General features: G+C 47.8%; 22 protein-coding genes and 1 tRNA gene. 12 read left to right on the forward strand and 11 right to left on the reverse strand.

The features are described 5' to 3' along the window. Nucleotides 1-12: 12 nt before the first annotated feature. Entirely contained in the window at nucleotides 13-867 is an 855-nt protein-coding gene (locus DXZ20_RS33495; RefSeq protein ID WP_163702995.1) for a M28 family peptidase, read from the reverse strand. A 388-nt stretch (nucleotides 868-1,255) separates the two neighbouring features. Between DXZ20_RS33495 and DXZ20_RS37985 the strand changes: the two genes are divergently transcribed. Further along, a complete protein-coding gene (locus DXZ20_RS37985; RefSeq protein ID WP_250566020.1) occupies nucleotides 1,256-2,431 on the forward strand; it encodes a septal ring lytic transglycosylase RlpA family protein in 1,176 nt (391 codons plus the stop codon). Nucleotides 2,432-2,526: 95 nt separating this feature from the next. On the opposite strand, the gene DXZ20_RS33505 is transcribed toward DXZ20_RS37985, so the two are convergent. Together DXZ20_RS33505 and DXZ20_RS33510 are read right to left on the reverse strand one after the other, a co-directional pair. Next, a complete protein-coding gene (locus tag DXZ20_RS33505) occupies nucleotides 2,527-2,769 on the reverse strand; it encodes a 2Fe-2S iron-sulfur cluster-binding protein (protein ID WP_006517251.1) in 243 nt (80 codons plus the stop codon). 55 nt (nucleotides 2,770-2,824) lie between these two features. Continuing rightward, the gene (locus tag DXZ20_RS33510) at nucleotides 2,825-3,274 is read right to left on the reverse strand and encodes a DUF8632 family protein (RefSeq protein ID WP_163702996.1); all 450 of its coding nucleotides are present in this window, start codon (nucleotides 3,272-3,274) and stop codon (nucleotides 2,825-2,827) included. A gap of 131 nt (nucleotides 3,275-3,405) precedes the next feature. Here DXZ20_RS33510 and DXZ20_RS33515 point away from each other — a divergent pair, with 131 nt between their 5' ends. Then, nucleotides 3,406-3,684 carry a DUF2470 domain-containing protein gene (locus tag DXZ20_RS33515; RefSeq protein WP_163661183.1) on the forward strand — a complete coding sequence of 93 codons (279 nt, stop codon included), beginning with the start codon at nucleotides 3,406-3,408 and terminating at the stop codon, nucleotides 3,682-3,684. 144 nt (nucleotides 3,685-3,828) lie between these two features. On the opposite strand, the gene DXZ20_RS33520 is transcribed toward DXZ20_RS33515, so the two are convergent. Then, nucleotides 3,829-4,464, reverse strand: coding sequence for a pentapeptide repeat-containing protein (locus tag DXZ20_RS33520; protein ID WP_250566021.1), 636 nt, complete (start codon nucleotides 4,462-4,464; stop codon nucleotides 3,829-3,831). Between the two features lie 367 nt (nucleotides 4,465-4,831). Between DXZ20_RS33520 and DXZ20_RS33525 the strand changes: the two genes are divergently transcribed. Both DXZ20_RS33525 and DXZ20_RS33530 read left to right on the forward strand, forming a co-directional pair. Continuing rightward, nucleotides 4,832-6,073, forward strand: a complete 1,242-nt coding sequence (locus DXZ20_RS33525) for a DUF3747 domain-containing protein (protein WP_163661187.1) — start codon at nucleotides 4,832-4,834, stop codon at nucleotides 6,071-6,073. 251 nt (nucleotides 6,074-6,324) lie between these two features. Then, nucleotides 6,325-7,659 (forward strand): TrkH family potassium uptake protein, encoded by a 1,335-nt coding sequence (locus tag DXZ20_RS33530; protein WP_163661189.1) that lies wholly within the window; start codon nucleotides 6,325-6,327, stop codon nucleotides 7,657-7,659. A gap of 55 nt (nucleotides 7,660-7,714) precedes the next feature. On the opposite strand, the gene DXZ20_RS33535 is transcribed toward DXZ20_RS33530, so the two are convergent. The 3 genes from DXZ20_RS33535 to DXZ20_RS33545 form a co-directional block, all read right to left on the reverse strand. Next, complete coding sequence (locus DXZ20_RS33535) at nucleotides 7,715-9,196, reverse strand: M16 family metallopeptidase (protein ID WP_163661191.1); 1,482 nt, start codon at nucleotides 9,194-9,196, stop codon at nucleotides 7,715-7,717. Between the two features lie 140 nt (nucleotides 9,197-9,336). Next, the gene (locus tag DXZ20_RS33540) at nucleotides 9,337-10,923 is read right to left on the reverse strand and encodes a M16 family metallopeptidase (protein WP_163702997.1); all 1,587 of its coding nucleotides are present in this window, start codon (nucleotides 10,921-10,923) and stop codon (nucleotides 9,337-9,339) included. 173 nt (nucleotides 10,924-11,096) lie between these two features. After that, nucleotides 11,097-11,444 carry a hypothetical protein gene (locus tag DXZ20_RS33545; protein ID WP_163661195.1) on the reverse strand — a complete coding sequence of 116 codons (348 nt, stop codon included), beginning with the start codon at nucleotides 11,442-11,444 and terminating at the stop codon, nucleotides 11,097-11,099. A gap of 151 nt (nucleotides 11,445-11,595) precedes the next feature. Between DXZ20_RS33545 and DXZ20_RS33550 the strand changes: the two genes are divergently transcribed. Beyond that, a complete protein-coding gene (locus DXZ20_RS33550) occupies nucleotides 11,596-12,381 on the forward strand; it encodes an MlaE family lipid ABC transporter permease subunit (protein WP_163661197.1) in 786 nt (261 codons plus the stop codon). Nucleotides 12,382-12,456: 75 nt separating this feature from the next. Here DXZ20_RS33550 and DXZ20_RS33555 read toward each other — a convergent pair whose 3' ends face one another. Then, nucleotides 12,457-12,903: a RuvC family protein gene (locus tag DXZ20_RS33555; RefSeq protein ID WP_163661199.1), complete on the reverse strand. Its 447-nt coding sequence runs from the start codon at nucleotides 12,901-12,903 to the stop codon at nucleotides 12,457-12,459. A 435-nt stretch (nucleotides 12,904-13,338) separates the two neighbouring features. Between DXZ20_RS33555 and smc the strand changes: the two genes are divergently transcribed. The 4 genes from smc to ftsE all read left to right on the forward strand — a co-directional run bounded on the left by smc (nucleotide 13,339) and on the right by ftsE (nucleotide 20,031). Beyond that, on the forward strand, nucleotides 13,339-17,181 hold the full coding sequence (smc, locus tag DXZ20_RS33560; RefSeq protein WP_163661202.1) for a chromosome segregation protein SMC: 3,843 nt from the start codon (nucleotides 13,339-13,341) through the stop codon (nucleotides 17,179-17,181). Nucleotides 17,182-17,353: 172 nt separating this feature from the next. Then, a complete protein-coding gene (locus DXZ20_RS33565) occupies nucleotides 17,354-18,166 on the forward strand; it encodes a PRC-barrel domain-containing protein (protein WP_163661203.1) in 813 nt (270 codons plus the stop codon). 94 nt (nucleotides 18,167-18,260) lie between these two features. Then, nucleotides 18,261-19,019: a WecB/TagA/CpsF family glycosyltransferase gene (locus DXZ20_RS33570; protein WP_163702998.1), complete on the forward strand. Its 759-nt coding sequence runs from the start codon at nucleotides 18,261-18,263 to the stop codon at nucleotides 19,017-19,019. A 193-nt stretch (nucleotides 19,020-19,212) separates the two neighbouring features. Next, complete coding sequence (gene ftsE, locus DXZ20_RS33575) at nucleotides 19,213-20,031, forward strand: cell division ATP-binding protein FtsE (protein WP_163702999.1); 819 nt, start codon at nucleotides 19,213-19,215, stop codon at nucleotides 20,029-20,031. On the opposite strand, the gene DXZ20_RS33580 is transcribed toward ftsE, so the two are convergent. Both DXZ20_RS33580 and DXZ20_RS33585 read right to left on the reverse strand, forming a co-directional pair. After that, on the reverse strand, nucleotides 20,028-20,423 hold the full coding sequence (locus DXZ20_RS33580; protein WP_163661209.1) for a hypothetical protein: 396 nt from the start codon (nucleotides 20,421-20,423) through the stop codon (nucleotides 20,028-20,030). The two genes, ftsE and DXZ20_RS33580, sit on opposite strands and share 4 nt — an antisense overlap. Before the next feature lie 16 nt (nucleotides 20,424-20,439). Further along, entirely contained in the window at nucleotides 20,440-21,036 is a 597-nt protein-coding gene (locus tag DXZ20_RS33585) for a CPBP family intramembrane glutamic endopeptidase (protein ID WP_431732010.1), read from the reverse strand. 629 nt (nucleotides 21,037-21,665) lie between these two features. On the opposite strand from DXZ20_RS33585, the gene DXZ20_RS33590 reads away from it, so the two are divergent. The 3 genes from DXZ20_RS33590 to DXZ20_RS33600 all read left to right on the forward strand — a co-directional run bounded on the left by DXZ20_RS33590 (nucleotide 21,666) and on the right by DXZ20_RS33600 (nucleotide 23,047). Then, nucleotides 21,666-21,947 carry an Npun_R1517 family heterocyst differentiation transcriptional regulator gene (locus tag DXZ20_RS33590; protein ID WP_006517234.1) on the forward strand — a complete coding sequence of 94 codons (282 nt, stop codon included), beginning with the start codon at nucleotides 21,666-21,668 and terminating at the stop codon, nucleotides 21,945-21,947. A 128-nt stretch (nucleotides 21,948-22,075) separates the two neighbouring features. Then, nucleotides 22,076-22,148: transfer RNA gene (locus DXZ20_RS33595), tRNA-Glu, on the forward strand. A 254-nt stretch (nucleotides 22,149-22,402) separates the two neighbouring features. Beyond that, nucleotides 22,403-23,047 carry a YdcF family protein gene (locus DXZ20_RS33600; protein WP_348918746.1) on the forward strand — a complete coding sequence of 215 codons (645 nt, stop codon included), beginning with the start codon at nucleotides 22,403-22,405 and terminating at the stop codon, nucleotides 23,045-23,047. A gap of 69 nt (nucleotides 23,048-23,116) precedes the next feature. Here DXZ20_RS33600 and DXZ20_RS33605 read toward each other — a convergent pair whose 3' ends face one another. Next, entirely contained in the window at nucleotides 23,117-23,650 is a 534-nt protein-coding gene (locus DXZ20_RS33605; RefSeq protein ID WP_250564828.1) for an SRPBCC family protein, read from the reverse strand. Nucleotides 23,651-23,670: the final 20 nt, after the last annotated feature.

A 23,670-nucleotide genomic window follows, 5' to 3' on the forward strand; every position in this document is an offset into this window, starting at 1 on the left:
CACATTCAATCATTACAGTTGAGCAATGCATTGCCCCAACCCCAGACAAACCTGGGTCAAAAACTCTAGATCCAACGTTTCAAAGGTGTCTGTTGCAGCGTGGTAGTGAGGATTACGTAAATCAGCTGTATCCGTCACCATGATGGCGTTATAACCAGCATCCCAAAAGGGAGCATGATCACTGCGACGGGTCATAGGCAAAGGCAATCCTCGATTCATCATGGGCAACCAAGCGCAGTCAACGCCCGCTACATTGAAAGACCGATTCAATCGCCACAACTGAGGCAGCGCCTGCCAATTACCGATGAGAGCAATAAAGTCTCCTGTCTTGGGGTAGATGTACTTCAAAGATTCTAAAGGGTAAGCCTGGCTTGGCTGGTCAGATACCGACTGTTTGACACAATATCCAAGCATCTCCAAAGACAGCATGAGATGAATGGGCAGCCCATTCAGTTCTTTTACATAGGCTTTACTACCCAACAAGCCATATTCTTCTAAATCAAACGCCACTAAACGCACAGGTCGCCGTGGCGGCCGGCAAGAGAATCGGCGCGCTAGTTCCAATAAAACAGCCAGTCCAGTGGCATTATCATCAGCACCGGGGCAGCCAGGCACTGTGTCGTAGTGGGCACCAATAACCACAGGTGCCCGTGACGGTTGGTACCCCGGCAAGTCAAGACAGAAGTTAAAATGCTCCTTACCTTGTACCCTGAAACCCATGACAGTGATAGCCCCACATAGGCTTAACTGGGTGCGGAGGTAGTGCCGCGCATAGTGATAACCTTGCGTGGCAATGTAGGGATCTCGCTGACGAATTAGCTCTTTAAGGTGAGCAATTAATCGTTCTCTAACCCCATCATTCCCCATACCTATCCTCAGTTGCCATTTCTACCTGTCAAGCCGATTTTCATGAATATGAGCTATTTTATTGACAGCAAAGATTAATTTTACTTATTTTTTTAAGCAAAATATTGGTATCTAATTTCATGGCAATTCCCAACAGACCTAGTTCTTCACCCGTTCATTTTTCCTGATATTGCCTTTTCAGTTATTAATGAGTCGATGACAGAAAGTATTAATACTAAGAACAGACTGTATACTGAACGGACTGTAATTTTAGATACAATACCTGGCCAGAGGGTAGAGTTATTTCCTAATTTTTTCTGGCACCAGCTACCGTCTATGTTGAAATTACGGTTTCACACCAGGTCTGGGAGCTGGTTCTTTAGTAAAGTGTTCATCTGTAAGCTCTTTTATGTTTGATGTACCGGTTCTTGAAGTAACCGTATCTTCAGCGCCCGCGCTTACTAATGGTGTAAGCCGAACTAATCAAATCACCCTACAGAAACCAACCATTTCTTCGGGTTTGCTCGAAACCCTAGCTGTATTATTACCTCAGCAAGTTCGCCAACAGTCACACGTCTTCGCTGAAGCATTACCGACCGACTCCGACCAAATTAAAACCCTACTGCCTGATAGGTCCTTTCAACTGTTGGAGCCTCTAAATTTAGCCTATGGGGCTGAATCTCTTGAGCAAGCATTTGCAACTAGCTCCCTCAGCAATCCTTTATCACAAATTGAGGCTGCCAGTACAACCTCATCATCAGATATTCCTTCCATAGCAGCGCAAACTCCTGAGTTTGGCAAAACGCAAGCTAGCCAGAATTCATCCACTAGCACCACTACTAATCCAGTGGTTGCAGAACCGGAAAGTCCAACCCCAGTGATGCCTAGACAGGAATTGCAGCAGTGTGTTGATATTCCTTACGCCGCCCCTCAGGGCACTGCGACGTTACAGGTTTTACTGCGAGGGAATGTCATTGGCGCAGTCAACAGCACAAACGACACTGAGCAGGTGGCCCAGAGCCTGCAAGCAATGCTGGTCGATGAGCCCATCAATCCTCATGAAATAGCACCTGTTTTAGGTAGCCCTCAACCCGCCATTCGTTTAAGCAGTGACATCTTGCTGAAGATACTAACCCAGGAGAATAGGGACGATGTTTCTGTAGATAGTGCCTTGGCATTAAGCAACGAATGGGCAGCCATTGCTTGGAGCGACCACCTGCGTCAGAAAATGGGTGCAGCCCCGTTAGACGCTGGCACAATTCAGTTAATGTTTAAGGGATTAAAGCCTTCTGAACAAGAGCTCAATGGCATTGCATCTTGGTATGGCCCCTATTTCCATGGTCGCTTAACGGCCAATGGAGAGACCTTTGATCAAAATACTTTGACCGCAGCCCACAAATCCTTACCGTTCAATACCATTCTGCAAGTCCGTAATTTGAACAATAATCGGACAGTGGTTGTGCGCATTAACGATCGAGGACCTTACATTGGTAAACGTTCCTTGGATTTATCTAAGGCAGCTGCCCAATGTTTGGGCAGCGACAAGGTCGGCGTCATTCCTTATGAAGCTGTACTCTTAGAGTGAGCGCCAAAAGCACTAACAGAGTAGCTGTCTGTCACCCATAAGTCTTGATTACTAGCTGCCACCTGGTGGATGAGGGATCACCAAGTGGTGGCTACTTACCAGGTGGGATCTACATAGAGATTAATAACATAGGGAGACTGGGTCGCTGGAACAGCAGAGATACAGGCACAAATCGGTTCTTCTTGACCTTCCACATCAACTTCACAGGCATGACATGAGCCCATCAAGCATCCAGTGGGTATGGTAACTCCAGCACGTTCTGCAACTTGTAAAATAGGTTCTCCTGGATTGGCCGAAACGGTGACGTTATCGGGCAAGAAATGAACCTCAATACTCATAACCGTCCGTCAATATGAATTGCTAGGAGAGACATTAACAATCCTATCGCAAGATTTATGGAGCGGGTTGAGCACTCCTGACTTGCATAGGTATCATCTCTTTAGATGAATTGGCCTTCTCTAACGAGCCAGCATCGGTGGTTCCTGATTCTAAATAGCGCCGCTTGGTGTGCCACCAGTTCTGCATCTCCCTAGATAAAAGACTCATGTAGAGAGTCACCACAATGGGTTGGGCACGATATCCTTGGCCCACAATCTCAACACAGTAGGATGGATGACGCCTAGTCGCTAGATCCACAATGAAGCGTCGACCAATGCGTCGCCAACTCGGCTCTTTGCCACGCCACTGTAGACGACAACAAGGCCAAGGCAATTGTTCACGGTCAAATAATCGGCAACAGGGACCGATAACACGATAGGTGAGATGGGCCCCAGGGCTCTGAAAAATATGCCCCGTTGGCCAAGGATGCTCGCTGCCGGGCGGGGGAGATGAGGATACTATCAACTGCCTGAGCGCAAAGAAACAAGTTCTATAACGTCTCTAACAATGCCATGAATTGTTATTACAAAACAATCATGTTGAAGACCCGCCTATGATTTAGAACAGTAGTGTAGGAAATTTTTCAGGAAAATTCTATGGCTGAAGCAATTACGTCAACTGTCAGCGATCGCATCTGTAAGCACATGAATGATGATCACGCCGATGCAGTGCTAATCTACGCCCAAAAGTTTGGCGATGCCACCGCTGCAACAGCGGCCACCATGACAGCCATTGACACCACTGGCATGGATCTAGATGCCACGGTAAACGGCCAAAACACGCCCGTACGTGTTAGCTTTGAGCGTCCCTTAGCCGATGCCAAGGACGCCCACCATGTTCTCGTAGAAATGCTCAAAAAAGTGAAGCAAGACTAGCCAGGTTTAGAAATTTTGAGTTTTGAGTTCTTAATTTTGAGTGAGCTACAGTTCAGTAAAGACATCATTGGCGATGGTCTACAACTCAAAACTTGGAAATTCAAAACTCAAAATCTCCTTGTCCATTTAATCAAAAGGCCTCGCCTACTCTACCAAATCAGGTACGGGCACATTACAAGCACGTCTATAGTCAATGCCTCCCCAGTAGGTCGCACCACAGAGATTGGCCCCTGTCAGATCAACATCGTGGATAACCCCCACAAAGTTGGAATGCTGTAGTTGAGCTCCTACGAATTGAGTCTTATTGATGTAAGCATCTAAAAAATTAGCTTCCATCATTTCAGCACCAGAAAAGTCAGCATAGTTTAGTAGAGCCCCCTCCAGGTCAGCACCTACAAATTGGGCTGGAAATTCGAGGAAGTTGCCTTCACTATCGGTGGCCTCTGTTAGGATAGTCAGGGCTCTGACATACGCCAAGTTACTCTGGCTCAGATCGGCCCCTTTGAGATTAGCGCCATCTAAAACTGCATAGAACAAATTAGCGTCTCTCAAGTTGGCACCTTCCAGATTGGCACCTGTCAGATCTAAGCGTCTTAAATCAGCCTGTTCTAAGTTGCAACCAGGGCATTCATTCGTTTCAAGCAAGCGTTTGAGATCATTTTCATCCAAGGCTTGGGCGATTGGACTCTGAACAAACATCATGGTCAATAGTGTGACGCCCGCTAAAGCGACCGGATGAAGTCTGCAATGCCATAGCCACTGGGTTATTCCTAGAACCATCGGTTGCATTCTTGAGGAGCTCCTTACACAGCAGTTCTATCGTGTCAAATTCAACATAACAAAGGCAAGTTTGTGGTCTAGTTTCCGTAATGGCACTTACCCATGTAGAAGCATATGGTTCGCCGTGCGGCTTCGACACGAAGGAAACGGTCTTTATTACGTTCCTGAAAGCCTAAGGGTAACCCTAAAAAAGCCAAAATCACGGCTTTGAGTGCTGGGTTAGTCCTTAGGGTTAAAAATATCGGGTTAACATCTGAAGTTTTTAAATTAAAGCTTCCATCAAGAAAAATTACCGTAACGTCACGTCTTTATGCCCATCGGGCAACATTCAAATCAGGTCCTGCTTCATACTTTCAAGAAATCAACAATGAATCCACTACGCTTAGCTATCGCTGCTGCCACCGCAGCGACCCTAACTATTCTTGGAGCGACTACCCGCGTAGATGCCCAGTCTTTTGGCAATGTTGAAGTTGATCAAGAAGACTTTGTACTCGTGGCCGCTCCTGGCGGTGGTCTGCTGGGTCGCCCCCAATTCATGATCATCGAACAGAGAACCGATGAGCGTCAGTGTTGGAGTGAGTCTGGCTCACAACCCACTCAAATCGAACCACTATTGCTTAACTTTGACTTCAGTGGCATCTGTGGACGTAGCACCGACAGTAATGGTTACTCCATTCGCACTAGTGATGGCGAGGCTGGCAGCCGTTTTAACCTGGAGATCAGGGAAGCAGATGGCGAGTATATTTTGGTTGGTAGACCTAGCAGTTTCCCCACTAATCCTTATCGCAATGCAGATCCCATCAACCTTGGTCGTACCTTTGGCCAAGCAGAAAATGGGTTTACCAAAGTCTTTCTCAATCCTGGCTGGCGTCTCACCCGTCGCACCCTTGAAGGGCGTCAACTAGGACACTTGTATCTGACTAACGATGCCAGCCTAGCGTCGCTAGTAGAAGGGGGTGGCCCCGTAGTGACCGACCCTGGGACACCTACTACGCCTGATCCTGACACACCGACAGAAGTCGCTTTTCGCGATGTCACGAACGATGTCTACGCATCACAGATTAATCGTGCAGTAGAAATCGGCTTCATTGCCGGCTTCCAGGATGGCACCTTCCGTCCTCGTAATGCCCTGACCCGTGAACAGCTCGTCTCCATGGTGATTGAAGCACTGGATGCCCAGGACAATATCTCTATTGCCCTGCCCAGTCAGGTTACTAGCTCTCCCTTCTCCGACGTTCCTCAAGATCGCTGGAGTGCTGCAAAAATCCAATTTGCTAGCCAAAGTGGCATTGTCAGCGGCGACCCTGAAGGTACCTTCAGGCCCAGCGATGAAGTAACTCGGGCCGAGATGATGGCTGTGCTGCGTAGAGCGGCTGAGTATCGCAAGCGCACCCTTGGTCAGGGAACTGCTTTAACGCCCACACAACAGGCCTTTGCGTTCTCTGATACTGAAGGTCACTGGGCTGATAGTGTGATTTCTAACCTCTCAGCCTATTGTGGCATTGCCAGCCCTGTAAATGAGAGTGGCACAGCGTTTGCACCTAATACTGATGCCCTTCGCAACTATGCAGCCACTGCTGTTGTGCGCCTGGTAGATTGCACTAACTAAATTCAACGTTGACCGATAACTGCGGTCACTTGATCAATACAGGCCTATGGAAGGGGGTTGTTCTCATGGAGAATTGCCTCCTTCTTGCTTATTTTCCAAGGGAATATTGCAAAATCATCTCCATTGAAAGAAGACAGCATCATAAAATTGACCGATATGTAATTTAGGTATTGGCAGATTGGGCCAATACACCGATTGCTCCACAATCAGCAGGGACCATCCTAAATTAGGACTATGCGAGTAAACCACCAATGACCGTTTCAAGGACTGTATGTGTCGGCTTTTTGACGGTGATCACCGTTGGCACACTGTTACTAATGCTGCCCTTTGCAACAGCCAATGGTGAATGGAATGACCCTATCGTGGCCCTGTTCACGGCGACATCAGCGGTGTGTGTCACAGGCCTGATTGTGGTGGATACGGGCTCCTATTTTTCACCTCTCGGCCAAGGCATCATTTTACTGCTGATACAGCTGGGTGGTCTGGGATACATGACGGCAACCACGTTGCTACTGCTGTTATTGGGGCGACGTTTAGGTCTCAAAGATCGGCTGGCCATTCAACAATCGTTGGACACGACTGAATTATCATCTGCGGCATCCCTGATCAAATCAATTATCGCCATGACCATGATTTTTGAGCTGAGCGGGGCCTTTTCACTACTGCCTCGCTTTGCCAATGATTATGGTGCAGGACAAAGTCTGTGGCTATCTATCTTTCATAGCATCAGCGCCTTTAATAATGCGGGGTTTAGCCTATTTTCTGACAGTCTGGTGCAATATGCTCGGTCTCCTTGGATTAATGGGGTGATTGCTGGCTTGGTGATTATTGGCGGTATTGGTTACCAGGTGATTATGGAGATGTTTATTTGGGTACGCGATCGCATCCGCCGCAAACGTCAGCACCAGGTTTTTTCACTCCACTTCAAGGTGGTCACTAGCACCTCCATAGTCCTTTTAATTCTTGGCACCCTGGCCTTTTTTGCTGTGGAGTTTAGCAATCCTGCTACTCTGCGTGGCGAGCCTTTGAATATGAAATTGCTGGAGGCGGGCTTCCAATCAGTAATTATGCGAACCGCTGGGTTTAACTCCATTGATATTGGGGCCATGGAGACTAGTTCGTTGTTTATTGCGATCGCACTTATGTTCATCGGCGCTAGTCCCGGCAGTACTGGCGGCGGCATCAAGACCACCACAATACGCATTTTGCTCAACTGCACCCGCACCGTCCTCAAAGGTGAAGATGAAGTCCTGGCCTATCAGCGGGAAATCCCTGATAAGCGGGTGCTTAAAGCCGTTGGTGTTGTTGTTGCATCAGGCATGACGGTGGTCATGGTGACCATTCTGCTGTCGCTAACAGACCCAGGCATCGAATTTATCGACCTGCTATTTGAAACAGTGTCCGCTTTTGCCACCGTAGGGCTATCCACAGGCATTACAGCTCAGCTATCCACCCTCGGCCAGTTGGTCATCATTGTCACCATGTACATTGGCCGAGTAGGCATTTTATTACTCATGTCTGCTCTTTTGGGGGATCCCAGACCCAGCACAATACACTACCCCGAAGAAGATCTGTTAGTGGGCTAGTACTCCTCAGACATTCTCTATATGAGCAATGAAGCATGGGCAATAAAGAGTCCTTCTATACCGATGACTCCGGGATAGAAATATCGATCGGAGTAATTTTGACCTCCTCTGCTAAGGTCCCTAAAGAAGGGTCAATGGCATCAATATTGCCCACCACGATGGTCACCAAATCACTGGGCTTCAAATTACGTTGAGCCGCTTCTAGCACCTGCTCAATTGTTGTCGACTCTACTGCCTTTTGAAACTCAAAGACAAAATCGGATGGATAGCCGTAGTACTCATAGCGAATCAGCCGCGACAGCGTTTGCTCCGGAGTTGCAAAGTTAAACACAAAGCTATTGAGCACTGCATCTTTGGCATATTGCAATTCCTCAGCCTTAATCGGCTCCTGACGTACCCGCTGAATTTCCCTATACATGGTTTCAATAAAAGGTACCGTCGTCTCAGACCGAGTTTGACCACCGCCAATAAATAAGCCAGGGTAGTCATAGCGAGGACTCCAGAAGGCATAAACCACGTAGGCCAGACCCTGACGCGAGCGAATATCATTAAATAGGCGACCACCAAAGCCGTTTAGCACTTCGTTGAGAATGACCATCGGGGCATGGTCAGGGCTATCTAAACGACCCCCCAAATGACCAATGTGAATATAACTCTGGGTGAGCTGGGGCTGATCTACCACATATAGACCATTGGTTTGCTGCTCTACCTGAGGCACTTGCACATTAGCCTTTGCCCTAGCTGAGGGTGACCAGTCAGCAAAGAACTCTTCAATCAGCACCTTCATCTGAGTAGCATCAAAATCGCCGCTGATACCTAAAATTGTGCCGCTAGGCTGAATAGCTGTTTGATAAAAGTCAATAACGTCATCCCGTGAAATATTCTCAATGTCGCTGTACTCCACCATTCGAGCAAAGGGACTTTCATCACCGTAAATTAATTTGCGAAACTCACGGGTAGTGACATCATCTGGGTCATCATTACGGCGAGCAATGCTGCCACGGTACTGACTTTTAATTAGGTCAATTTTTTCTGGGGCAAAGGCTGGCTGCTGGATCACCTCTGAAAAAATTGCAAATACGTCGGCTAGATCCTCACTCAGAGCGCTAAAGCTAGCACTCCCCGTAGTCGCACTCAGACTACTCTCAACCGATGCCGCCCGCTGTTCTAAAAATTGATTGAGTTGATCAGGAGTATAGTTAACTGTTCCCCCTACCCGCATGGATTCTCCCATAATGCTGGCTAGGCCGGTTTTGCCCTCAGGCTCCATAAATTCCCCAGCCCTAAACGTTGCTGAACCGCTTACTAAAGGGAGGTCATGTTTCTCCATGAGGTACACAACCAGGCCATTAGGCAGTTCATAGCGTTCAAACTCAGGAATTTGAATTTCGCTGAGGGGTTCAAATTCTAGATCAGTGTAGTGGTGCGCCGTCACAGCATTGGCGGGCTTGCTCCACCCCAGGGTGAGAACCAAGCCAAGAGTAGCCATGGCCAGAAAGAAGCTTGTGGTCAGACGACGCTTAGAAAACCAGAACATAGGGTTTAAGGAGAATGGGCAGTTGGCAAGAGAGAACCGTTGTGAAGATGCTTAGCTAAAGACTAGAAGAAAGTAAAAGAAAAGATAGGTAGAGAAGAATTTGTTCTCGTTCCTATCTTCTGGCTTCTATATTCCGGCTGCTATGGCTCCGTCGATAGCAGTTTACCAACGGTGCGATTACTCGGCACAAAGGTTGCTTGAGCTACACGCTGCACATCTTCAGCTGTAACCGCTTCAATGGCTTTTAATTCTTCAAATACATTACGCCAGTCATTGGTTTTAGCTTCGTATTCAGTCAACAGGCTCGCCATACCGGCATTGGAATCCAGATTGCGCAACAGAGAAGCTCTAGCTTGAGTTTTCACCCGGTCTAATTCCTCAGGGGTCACGGGTTCTTGCTTTATTTGAGTAAGCAAAACATCCATCCGCTCAGCCATATCATCAACGGTATGACCAGGAGCCGTCAGGCCATAGAGCAAGAGAATATTGTCGTAGCGATCACCAGGGAATCCATTGGCGCTGCCAATATTCAGAGCTACTTGGGATTGCACCACCATGTCTTGATACATGCGTGAGGTGCGCCCCCCTACCAAAATGCTCTCAATCATGGCATAAACCACATGGTCAGAATGATTAATACCAGGACGATGGAAGCCTTCTAAATACCAGGGTTGACTGGGTAGCTTCAGTTCAAAGGATTTAGGCTCTGTCTGAGGTGGTTCCTGTATGCCGACTTCGGGAGGGAGGCTACGGGATTGAGTGCGACCAAAATAGGCGGTGGCTAGAGCCTTGACATTATCAGGGTCAACATCCCCCACCACAGCAGCAATCAAATTGCTCGGTCCATAATAAGCATCAAAAAACTTGGCGATATCTTCGCGAGTGGCTAAGCGCAGGTCTTCCTTATAGCCAATGACCGGACGACGGTACGGATGCTGGTCAAACGCCACTTCTAAGAACTTTTCAACGATTTGGCCGATGGGGGAGTTGTCCACCCGCATGCGGCGCTCTTCCAGGATGACTTCTTTTTCTTTGTAAAATTCACGGAATACAGGATCAATGAAGCGTTCTGATTCCAAAGACATCCACAGCTCTAACTTATTTGAGGGCAGGCTATAGAAGTAACGGGTGGCATCGGCAGAGGTGGTGGCATTCAGACCACGACCACCAGACTGCTCGATAATTTGGCCAAACTTATTTTGTTCAACGTATTCTGCAGCCTGAGATTGAAGGGTATCGAACTGCGATCGCAACGTCGCCGTTTTTTCTTCATCACCTGATTTCTCAGCCGCCATCAGCTGATCAAAGACCACATCCATCTCCTGTAGCAGCGGTGCTTCTGCCGAGTAGTCCTTGGTACCAATTTGAGTTGTGCCTTTGAACGCTAAGTGCTCCAGATAATGGGCAACACCGGTATGACCATCTTCCTCATTAACCGCCCCCACCTTGGCATAGAGCATCATCGACACCACTGGAGCCTGATGACGCTCCAACACGATAAACTTCATGCCGTTATCAAGCGTAAACTCGCTAACGTCATTAGCCACGCGATCAAGATAAGGCTGAATAGAGCTTTCTGGCTCGGCCTCAACCGCGAGTTGCTCTTGGCCAGATATCACCGAGACCTGAGCCCAAGCCGGTTCACCCAGTCCCACCCATAACAAAACAGCCAGAGCGACTGTCCATAGAAACGTCACCTTTGGCTTAGCCAACGGAATTACGCCCATAGCACCTCAGCGCAAAATACCGTTACCAGCATAGATACTTTTCTTTATGTTGTGCCAACAATATATTGATGATTCAGTGAAATCACTAATATTCGCCCTAATGCCGTGAGAGTAAATATCGTCCTGTTAAATAGTCAAGCTGGCTGATATATTCACACGCTCCGGCAAACTCTCTATTTCAAATAGAGATATTTGTAAAACGTAAACATATCGAATAAGCCACCCACAATACTGATGGTTAAGCAAATAATTACAAAACCTTGAACCATATTGCCTGCACCAAAGGTGATTAAAAAATCCACCATATAATCTTTACCTACAGCACTAATGGTCGATAACGGCGACCAAACGCCCAAGGTCAAAGCACCTAACGCTACTCCCATGCCAGCTGCAGGCAGCAAAAAGCAGATGACCAATGTCAGCACTAAAGAACTAAATAACTGCAAGCCCATCTCTACCTCCTGCCATTTTTTGGCTGCATGGGCATAAGGAACAACCACCCCAACAATACGAGCAATCATTGAATATGGGCGTCAACTTGAGGAATCTTAAATTTTCATAAAACTACGGAGCATTTAGAGTCTTGCCTTAACCCACTGCTTAACCCATTAAAATAATTAAGCCTCATGCTCAAATATTCATTGCTGCCCCGCATCTAAGGAGTCATCCCCTTTGTCTGCTGCATTTCCTACGTCGAGCCTTGCCAAATGGGGTCAGCGTTTGATGGCTGCCATTCTACTGGGTGGTCAAGTCATTGTTCACCTCGCAACTCGCCCTTTACATCGGCGTAACACCATTGAGCAAATGGCTGCCGTGGGACCAGAGTCTTTGCTGATCACTTTGGTGACTGCCAGCTTCGTCGGTATGGTGTTCACAATTCAAGTCACCCGTGAATTTATTAACTTTGGAGCTAGCACAGCCGTTGGTGGAGTGCTAGCGTTGACGCTGGCAAGGGAGCTAGCCCCAGTGTTAACTGCCGTGATCATTGCTGGTCGGGTTGGTTCTGCATTCGCAGCTGAAATTGGCACTATGCAAGTGACCGAGCAGATTGATGCATTGCAGCTCCTGAAGACAGACCCGGTTGACTACCTGGTATTGCCCCGAGTTGTTGCCTGTGCGTTGATGCTGCCTCTGCTAACAATCCTGTCATTCATTACAGGTATGACGGGGGGTTTGCTGATCACAAGCACAATGTTCAATATTTCCCAAACTGTCTTTCTAGACTCAGCAAGGCTGTTTCTAGAGGTCAGGGATTTAGTCGCTGCAATCATCAAAGCCCTCGTATTTGGCGGCCTCATAGCAATCATTGGTTCGAGCTGGGGCTTAACCACAACAGGGGGAGCCAAGGGTGTAGGGCAATCAACCACGACAGCAGTGGTGACCGCCCTACTGGCTATTTTCATTAGTAACTTTTTCCTATCCTGGCTGATGTTTCAAAGTTCGGCATTTCCTGGCTGATGTTTCAAAGTTCGGCGTTGAACTTTTAGAGATATTAAATTGCTTGGATAGCGAAATATAAAACATCTGCCCAAATCACAGCTCGACTTCAGTCAGCTTGTTGAGGTACCGCTCAATTAATAAAATCGCGACGATATCATCAATGGGGCGAGGAATACTGCGCATACTCTGGGGCAATATCCGATTCAGACCTTTAGGGGGAAACATTTCCCAATAGCGATCGCGAGCTTCCAGACTGCTATAACGCTCATCCACCAAAATGATATTGGGACTTTCTCGTAGTCGCTGCGATAATTCCTGTTTCCAGATTTTGGCCCCAGTCTGGTCCCCCATCACAATCAGCGAGATAGGATAGGTCTGACGTAGGGATTCAATATGCTCAATCACATCCTCAGCCGGAACCACCTCGTGGTAGCACAATGAGCGATCTACCCCAACAATGGCTAGACCACACTTAGCGCGGCCTGGGTCAAATCCTAAAATAACCGGCTGAGATAGTTTAGAAAAAACAGTGGAGGACACAGAGCAAACCAGAGGAAAAAGGAAACACTGGAATTCAAAGTACACATATGTAGAACTGCAACTTCCACCAGCTCAACCATCAGGGTCCCATTTGGATACGCCCTAGGCAAATAAAGGTCTTTGTCTTCCCGTAGTCATTTTAGAACTATCCTAAGGTAGCCTGCATCGTAGACACGAATGCTGGAAATTGGATAAGGTTATCTTGCGATTTCAACAAAATCTGGCAAACTATAGTCTGGCTAAATAAATAATCCGCTTTACACATTCCTGGCTAGATTATTTTAGCTTCTTGGATTGCCCCACCAAGTCTTGCTGTTTGGAGAGCCATCGTTCTTTACAGCAGTTGTTGATCCCCCCATTGCACTGGCTGTACATGGAACGCAAATGTTATGGTCTAAGTACACTTGTATGCACTAGTTCGAGTGCGTTTGCTTTGTGCATGTAAAGCGAGTTGAACTCTCCCACTTTAAATCTTTTGGAGGTACGACTCAGGTCCCTCTGTTACCGGGTTTTACCGTTATTTCTGGACCCAATGGTTCGGGAAAGTCGAACATCCTTGATGCACTTCTATTCTGCTTAGGGTTAGCCAGTTCTAAGGGTATGCGAGCTGAGCGCTTGCCAGATCTGGTTAACCAAAGTCATGCCAGTCGACGCTCCACATCAGAAGCCAGCGTCACAGTCACGTTTGACATCAGCGATATCCCGCCAGAACTTTTAAGTGATGACGACAGTAATCCTCAAGATCGGCAGATGGAAGAGGAAGAAAGTGGCATCCATGACAACTCAGATACAGCAGCGAATTCGGTAGAGGCCACAAATCCAGAGCAGGAAGCTCAAGAGCCTAACGATACAGAAGGTCCTGAAACAAATTTAGAACCAGACATCAACGCTACCGATAATGGGGGCTCGACAGATCCAAGCTTATCGGTAGTGTCAACCACAACTCCAGCTCATCAGAATGGTGCCGAAGCCAATGGGCAGGCCAGTAATGCTAGTGCCCCTGATAATGTGGTTCCGTTACCGCGAGAATGGAGCGTGACTCGTCGCCTGCGGGTCACAGCCCAAGGCACTTACACATCAAATTATTTTATTGATGGCCAGCCCTGCACCCTGACTGAGTTGCATGAACAGTTACAACGATTTCGCATCTATCCTGAAGGCTACAACGTAGTCCTACAGGGGGACGTTACCAGCATCATCTCGATGAAGGGGCGCGAGCGTCGAGAAATTATCGATGAACTGGCAGGGGTGGCATCATTTGATCGGAAAATTGACCAGGCAAAGCTCAAGCTTGATATGGTGCGGGAACGTGAAGAACGCTTTCGCATTGTGGAGCGAGAATTAATCGACCAACTAGAACGGCTTGATCAAGATCGTAAAAAGGCTGAAAAGTATAAGCAACTCAAAGCGACACTCCAGGAAAAGACCCAGTGGCAAGCGGTTTTAGGGTGGCGTCAACAACAGGAACAAGCTGATAATTTAGAGCGCCAGATTAGCCAAGGCAAGGAAAAGGCTACTAAATTGGCTGAACAGCGCCTCACGCTGGTCAAGTTAATTGAAACCACCGCCGCTGAACTAGATGTACTTAATACCAAAGTCAAAGCTCTGGGCGAAGATGAGCATTTAGCGCTGCAGTCTAAACTTGCTACGCAAGAGGCGGAGTCGCGGCAGCTTGAACGTCAGAAGCAGAGCCTCAGCCAATCGACACGGGAGCTAGCCGCTAAACTTCAAGCCACCCAGGTTGAGTTACAACAGCGCAGTCAAGAGTTAGAGTCCCTGGGTCAGCAGCTGAATATTCTCACCACTAATGAGATAGTGCAGCTTCAAGCTGAGCGCGATCGGGCAGCTCAGGCGGTGGAGGAAAGCCGAGAAGCTACGAGTGCGATCGCAACTGCCTCCCAAGCCTGGGTCGAATCTCAAACAAACCTACGTCGCGAAGTAGAAGCGCTGCTCAAAGCACTGGAACCTCAGCGCGCTGAACAGGTACGACTACAGGAACGCCTAAATCAACTGCAGAGCCAGATCACGGCTCAAACCACTGCAATTCAGAACCTGGAAGCTGAGCTCAGCGCTACCCCTCAAACCGCAGACCCTGAGCTCTCCAACACAGAAACGAAAATTCAGACCCTAGCGCAGGCTGTAGCAACAGCTGAACAGGAGCTTAAGACCCACCGCGAAACCCGTGACCGATTACTACGGGAACAACGAGAACAGCAGCGAGAGTTAGACAAGCTGGAAGCCCAGGAGCAGGCACTCCAAGAAACCCGTGGGACCCAGGCTACGGAAGTTTTGATTAACAGCGGTCTGACCGGTATTTGCGGTCTAGTGGCCCAATTGGGGCGTGTAGATCCTAAATATCAAACCGCGCTAGAAATTGCCGCTGGAGCAAGATTGGGTTATTTGGTCGTTGAACATGACGGCGTTGCCGCCCGAGGCATCGACATTCTTAAACGCAAGCGCGCTGGTCGAGCCACCTTCTTACCGCTGAACTCTATCCGCGCACCTCGGGGGCAAAGGTTAGGGCGATGGGAACGCCCCGATGGCTTTATCGACTACGCTGTCGACCTGATTGAATGCGATGACATGTACCGAGAAGTGTTTGCCTTTGTCTTTGGCAACACCACTGTTTTTGAGCGTCTCGACGATGCGCGCCGCCATCTCGGAAAGTTTCGCATGGTCACCCTGGATGGTGAAGTGTTAGAAAGCAGCGGCGCGATGACCGGCGGTAGCCTGCGGCGTCAGGGTCGACTACATTTTGGCACGGTTGAAGCTGGAGAGTCTGAAGAAGCGAAAGCCTTACGAGAACGGCTGCACGAAATTGAGCGGATTTTAGTGAGTTGCGATCGCGCCCTTGCCCAGGCCGATGCCACGGTCAAAGCCCAATCTCAGACATTGATCGAAACCCGCCAAAGCTACCGCGAACAGCAATTACAAAACACCCAAACCCAGCAACAGCAACAGCAACTACAGCAACGTCTAGAAAAAGCACAGCAGCAGCGACAGCAATATCAATCTGAATATGCCGCTGCCCAGCAGCGTTTGCAGCAGTTGGAAACCGCTCTTCCTGAACAGGAAGGACAACTGATACAAAAGCGCCAAGAACTGACGGCTTTAGAGGAATCCCAAACCCATAGCGAATGGCAACAGGCCCAGGGTAAAGTGCGAGCCTTAGAAGCCGAACTGACAGAGCGTCAACAGCTATTACAAATCGCCCAGCAGCGACAGAACGAACTAGAGGCTCAACGCCAACGCTTACAGGAGAAAATTCAAACCAACCAGCAAAGCCTTGCACAAGGCCGTCAACAGCAACAGGGTCAAATTAATCAACAGACAGAGATTAATAAGCAGCAAGCAGAGCTGAAGCAAGAGATTATTGCTACCCAAGCAGCCCTGGCCGAGCTAGATAAGACTTTGGCAGGTGAGAAGGCGGAACGCGATCGCAAAGAACATCAACTACGGGAACAACGCAACCAGCTACAGCAGCTAGAGTGGCAGCAACAAAAACTCAGCGAAACTCAGCAAGAGCGACAGCAGCAGCTCAACGAGCTACAGATAGCCATCGAAACCAAACAGGCTGAACTCCCAAGCCCGCTGCCTGAGATTCCTGAAGACCTGACGTTAGAAACGTTGCAAAAACAGCTCAAGTCCCTGCAGCGTCGCCTTGAGGCTATGGAGCCAGTCAATATGCTAGCCCTTGAGGAATATGAACGCACTCAAGAACGTTTGGAAGAACTAACCAATAAGCTCACCACCCTGGAAGAAGAGCGTACAGAGTTATTACTGCGTATTGAAAACTTCACCACTCTGCGTCGTCACGCATTCCAAGAAGCATTTGAAGCGGTCAACAAAAACTTCCAAGCCATTTTCGCGCAACTCTCTGATGGAGATGGCTATCTGCAGCTCGACGATCCCCAAGATCCCTTTAATGGTGGATTAAATCTAGTTGCCCACCCCAAGGGCAAGCCCGTTCGTCGGCTCGCGTCCATGTCGGGTGGAGAAAAATCCCTCACTGCCCTCAGTTTTATCTTCGCCCTACAACGCTATCGTCCCTCCCCCTTCTATGCCTTTGACGAGGTGGACATGTTCCTAGACGGTGCCAACGTCGAACGCCTTTCCAAAATGATTCGTCACCAGGCACAACAGGCACAATTTATGGTCGTTAGTCTTCGACGCCCCATGATCGAGTCTGCCGAACGCACCATCGGCGTAACTCAAGCTAGAGGAGCCTACACGCAGGTACTGGGGATTAACCTGCAGCGGGCCTCCGCCGGAGGGTAAATAGATTTGTAGAGGCGTTCCATGGGACGCCTCTACAAATCCAATACGGTTTCACACACTGTCAAAAAATCGATGCATAGGGTGTAATGTGATGAAGCACGCTTCTGTCAATTAAGAAACATGCACGCTGGTTAAGCAGACCCTATAGACACCACACAGTAGACCCCAAACGATGAGTTTTGAGCAAAGTCGGCTGCGTTCCGACATGATTGGCACCCAAGTGATTACCCGTTCTACAGGCCGTCGTCTGGGGGTAGTGAGTCAACTGTGGGTAGATATAGACCGAGGTCGAGGTGAAGGTGGCGAAGTGGTTGCTTTGGGACTACGGGATAACATCCTATCTAAAGTGGTGTCTGGGCCAGAACAGATCATGTTGCTGAGCAGCATTCGTCAAATTGGCGATGTCATCTTAGTTGATGATGATTCAGTCATCGAGGATGACATTAGTGTGGCCAACTATACCAATCTGGTCAAAAGCGAAGTCATCACTGAGTCAGGTGAAGGTCTGGGCCGTGTCCGTGGCTTCAAATTTGATGTGGTCAGTGGCAAACTGCTATCCCTTGTGATTGCGTCCATGGGATTACCCCAGATTCCAGACCAGGTGATTAGTTCTTACGAGCTACCTGTTGAAGAGATTGTGAGCACTGGGCCAGACCGCATTATTGTTTTTGAAGGTTCAGAGGAAAAACTGAAACAGATCAGCGTCGGGCTCCTAGAACGTCTTGGCTTAGGCTCAGCCCCCTGGGAACGAGAGGATGATGGCTATATCATGCCCACATCTGCCAGCAATCAATTGCCCTCAGGGCTCAAACAAGAAGCTCCCGCCCCTCGTCGTGAAGCGGCACCACCTCAACGGCTGGAGCTTGAACAACCCTCCCGTCCTCCCATGGAACAGGCCATCCCGGAAGAGGAGCCATATCAAGCCCAACCTTTAAACATTCCTCAAAAGAAAAAAGTCATCGAATACGAAGAAGAAGATTTCTAGGGGAGATAGCAGGATAACTCTTGCCATTTTTAGGCAAACCGATATACGGTATGCGTGGCATTATTCCATCGAATCGTTTCCTCGTTTTGAGTCCATGGTATCCACTCCCGCGCCTGTTATTGGCCCACTCAAACAGCTATCTGTTATGGGCTTACCGGTACATCAAAGTACCGATTATGTAGGCTGGCTCATGGAGCACCTGCGTTCAGGTGGTGGTGGCCATGTCGTTACCCTGAATGCAGAAATGTGTATTCAGGCAGAGGCCAATGCTGATTTACAGCAAATCATTCAAAATGCCACGCTGGTAATTCCTGATGGAGCAGGCGTTAAGCTGTATTTTCAGTGGGTTCAACGCCATCCTCTAAAACGTTACCCCGGCATCGAATTTGCTGTGGACGTATTGAAAAAACTCCACGCTACAGAAACTGTCGTCTTTTATGGCGGTTCGCCTGGCATGGCCACAGCAGCGGCTGAACATTGGCAACGACTGTTCCCTGACTTGAATATTGAGATCGCGCAGCATGGCTATCTATCGGAAACAGAGCAGTTAGGATTTCAGCATCAACTTCAGGAATTACAGCCCAGTGTGATCTTTGTAGGCTTGGGGGTCCCCCGCCAAGAAATATGGATTGCAAACCACCGTCAGCTCTGCCCCAACGCAATTTGGGTCGGTGTTGGTGGCAGCTTTGACATCTGGGCAGGTAAGAAGCGACGAGCTCCTCGTTGGATGTGCAACAACAATCTTGAGTGGCTTTACCGACTCTATCAAGAACCCTGGCGTTGGCGGAGAATGCTGGCCTTACCTAAGTTTGTATTCCGTTCTATAGGCTATGACTTAGATCGACGAGTGTGATGCCCAAGATCATTGCCAAAATTAATTGTTAAGGGGCGCTCTATAGAATGCCCCTTAACAATTCACCGAAACAATCCAATAAAAGTTGTCAAGGGACTGGACATTTGTCCCATTACCTATATCCTTGTACAGAGACAAAAGTACTGCCCATGCATTGCGAGTAAGCTCTGTCCCCATTCAACGCAAAGCCCCTATGACATCCGCCGTGACTCCGCCCAAGACACAATACCCTCGCCGTCGTCGTCCGGATGCACAATCTAGGCGTAATGCAGCCTTTCAGGCGACATCGGCAACATTGCAAGGAACTCAGCAACCACAGCAGACTAAAACTGACAGTGCCCATCCCCCCCTGGTCACCTTGACTGGCGTTAACAAAGTCTACGATAACGGCAGTCAAGCGCTACGGAATATTAACCTCCAGATCAAACGGGGCGATTTTCTATTTGTGACTGGGCCTTCGGGGGCTGGCAAATCCACCTTACTCAAATTGCTCTATGGCCAAGAGCGGGCCACATCAGGCAAGATTCTGGTGGATGACAAAAACCTGGCTAAACTGCGAGGAAACCGGCTGGCCATGTTGCGTCGGCGCATCGGTATTGTCTTTCAGGACTATAAGCTCATTCCTCGCCGCACCGTTGCAGAGAATGTATCCTTTGTACTTTGGGCACAGGGCTATAGCCGTAGGGAAATCAATCGCCGTTTACGGCCCACCCTACGAATGGTTGGCCTGCAACATAAAGCTAGCTGCTTTCCAGATCAGCTCTCTGGAGGAGAGCAACAACGGGTTAGCATTGCCCGTGCAGTGGTCAGCACCCCCCCTTTGCTACTGGCCGACGAACCCACTGGCAACTTGGATGGAGATAATTCCCGCCAAGTGATTAAAATTTTAGAAAAGCTCAACTCTATTGGCATTACGGTGATTGTTACCACCCATGATGAACAGCTAGTACGCTCATCAAACCATCCGGTGGTCCAAATTAAAGACGGGCGTTTAACCTATGTGAGACATTAAACCGCTCTGAAGTTAGGGTGTGTGCGCACAACATTAGCCTCAAAGTCTTGAATCCAATCCACCCAGGCTTCTTCGATCTGTGGACGTTCTTGAGGCAAAGCACGCTTAATTAAGACGGCAATATAACTGCGATCGCAACAAATCAGAACGATATTGCCAACCTTAGTACGAATCATGGCATGACTAAACATCGACAACCCCATAGTTGATGCTATCAACTGCTGTAGCCCCAAAGATTGAAAGACTAGCTGAATCCATTCAGTATCTTCGTGCTGCGGCGTAATGAAATAATCGCGAGGTAGTCCAGTAGCATCGAACACGGCCAATCCCAGTATTTGGTCAATATCAGGTAAACCAACCGACTTCAATGGCTGCGGGTTTGAGGTAGACACCAAAATCCAAAACTTTTTAATGGGTAGCTAAATCAGAAGCTTTGAGCTTCCAAACTAAACTAGACACCATGTTAGTGAATACATGGGCAATTACTGGCACTAATAGGTTTTGGCTCGCTATAGCACTGTAGCCTAATATTCCACCGACGCAAGTGGCCCACAACATATACGGCCACTGCCGCAAATCGCTCATATGTAGTAACCCAAAACAAAGACTCGACAGTGCTAAGGCTGCTAAATTTGCGCCAAAGGCCGGTAACATCACTCCCCGAAACAGCAGTTCTTCACTAATACCAGGCAGTAAGCCTAACCAGAGTACATCTGGCAAAGCCAGAGGTTTTAGAATGTACTCCAAGTAAACTTCGGCACTATGTCGATACCTCGGCCACGCCCAATAGAGTATGGCGCTAACCAGGGTGATACCCATCCCCAAAAGCACCCCTAGCCCAATCGGATAAATACCCAACTGACTGGGTAACTGTTCTACTGAATCAAACAAGAGCCAAAAGCGAGCAATGACAAACAGTACAAGGGCTGTTGCCGCGATCGCAACTAGCACTTGAGTACGTGTCAAAGGCTCCATACTTGAATTAGGTGGGGCAGGCTGATTCAAAAGCGCATCGGCAAAATTATGCCGCACTGACAAACGATACTATCTTACGCTGTCCGAGGTCGCTAGCATATCGGCAAATCTATACATCCTGAATCACATTATTACTAAGCGTATATAGGTTCCCACGATCTGTTAGAGGCAGATGGGAGCTGACGCTCAGGGAAAAGGCAACCATCGTTTTTCAGGTAAATTGAACAATGTTTGATTGAAATCAGACATATTGATATATCCCTTAAAAATCACAAACAAAAAAAACAATCAAACAACCATCAAAATCCATTTAAAACACATAGATTAGAAATCAATAGAACTCAATATAAAAATTCAAGACAACCGTCAGAGGGCTTTCAAAAAAAGCTTTTCAGCCCTAGAAGTAATCTATATCCCTAGACAAGATTGATTTTTATAAGTCGGTCAAAATCAATGCGCTTAACTATTTTTTATTTTTTTAATAAACTCCAAACACCAACAACCGAAAGCCGTTAGTAAATGTAGAAAACTGGGATTCATTTAAATATCTACCATTGAAGACAACATTGGCTATTAGCACATCAGACAAACTTGATAACAAGACATCATATGAACCTTGTCTAGATTTTGTATTTTAACCACACACCTCAACTGAACTGATGGGAATGTCCTTTGACCTACCTGCCCAAAACAACAGCGTCAATATATACGAGTGTGAGGTCCGGCTAAAGTTTCGCATTATTGAAGATCAGCTTGCTATCGACGAACGTGATAGTAGTGCACTGATAGAAGCTTTAGTGGATGCCTACACCTATGGTGATGATGACTATTTGGAATCTTTGGAATCTCAAATAGATATTCATCAAATAAAAGCCTTAGAGGCCTCTCCAGAAATGCGACGCCAGCTTATCCGTTTACGTAATTCCCGTAAATTAGCGTAACCCCCTCTTAAAGAAAGACATTACAGGCGAAATAGAGCAGCATAAAAAAAATCCCAATAGACGTTTGACATTTATTCCCTCAGATTTGTATATTTATAAAGGCCAACGCGGTCACGCAAGGGCAACACGCCCCCATCGTCTAGAGGCCTAGGACACCTCCCTTTCACGGAGGCGACGGGGATTCGAATTCCCCTGGGGGTATAAAAAAAAAAGGATGTGCCAAAAACTTTATTGGCGCATCCTTTTTCTTTGTTTTGTTTACATATGCAACAAATTATTAATTATTAGGATAAGGGTCATACCATAGCTCCCCTCCCCACATGGATTGCCCCAATTGCACAAGTCCCTCAATTCAAAAGCACAAAGCTAAGTTTAAACGTCGCCATACTTACCATTGTCAAACTTGTCAGAACGTTTTTCATTCCCCAGCCAACAACAAATTCATATTGTGGATAGTGGCCGTTTTAGCGACCCTTGGATTATCTCCTTGGTGGATCAATAAAACCCTACAAACTATAATTGCTCGCCCAGACACTGGTGAGTCAGCCGATGCCATTGTTGTACTCGGTCGAGGGCCACAATATTCTGAATATAGAACAACTGCAGCTGTGCAACTATGGCAAGAAGAACGGGCTCCGTTGTTTTTTGTCAGCGGCGTCACGGATGCTCCAGTAATCATAGATTTAGCGAAGGATATGGGAATACCCACCGCTAGTATTAGTGGTGAAGCCTGCTCCCGCAGTACGTGGGAAAATGCATTTTATACTGAGATGCTGATGCCGCCCATCGAGATCTCAGCGGATAAACCAAAGATATTACTCGTGACGGACGATCTGCACATTGCACGGGCAACGATGGTTTATCGTAGCTTTGGCTTTGAAGTGGTACCTTATCCGGTCAAGGTTAAGTCTTCGATGTGGCGTCGACATATCTTGAGAGAATTTCTTGCCAAGCTTTACTATGCCAAATCAGGTTGGTTAAATGCCCCAACAGCAGAGCAATACCAAGCGGCTCAAGTAGAGGCAAAGTCTAGAATCCCAGATTGGAATTGTCTAATGACAGAGGAACAAAGGGAACGGTTACCAACGCTTGATCTCTAAAAACAAAATAAGCGGCCCACTAGCTCCCCTGAGGCAGTGGGCGTTTAGGCGCTCTTAAAAGCTACGCTGTTAGGCAAATTGCTCTGTGGTGCGATCGCAAATTGCCATCAGATTTTGCGTTAGATTATGGCAAATATGATGCTCAATCAACTGAACAGGCATCGCCAAAGGTGGCTGAACCATTAGTTCATAGGACAAAATAGTCGCAGTCTGCTCCCCTAAAAGGGCAGGTTGCAAGGTCCACTTACCGATGAACTTCTTAAAGTCACCTTCCACCATCGAAAATCCTATTTCTCGGGGGAAATGCTCCGTCATATCCAAAATGACACGCGCACAAAACTTGAAGTTGAGAAAACATTGAGCCCCAATTTGCTCTAACCGGATACCACCATCAGATCGCGGTAATAAGCGGCTACTAGTCAAATTAGGGACAAAATCTGAAAGCTTTTCATAATCGGTCAAAATTTTCCATACCTGCTCAAGTGAGCGTGGAATCGCGACGGATGCCACAATTTTGCGCTGTCGAGGGGCAAACTTTTCAGTTTTGACACTTACTCGCTGGCAGGCATCATCACTAAGACGAATCACAGAATCGTCATCCATCGCTGCATCAGAAGTAAACG

Source organism: Adonisia turfae CCMR0081 (assembly GCF_011009555.1).
Taxonomy (GTDB): Bacteria; Cyanobacteriota; Cyanobacteriia; order Phormidesmidales; family Phormidesmidaceae; genus Leptothoe; species Leptothoe turfae.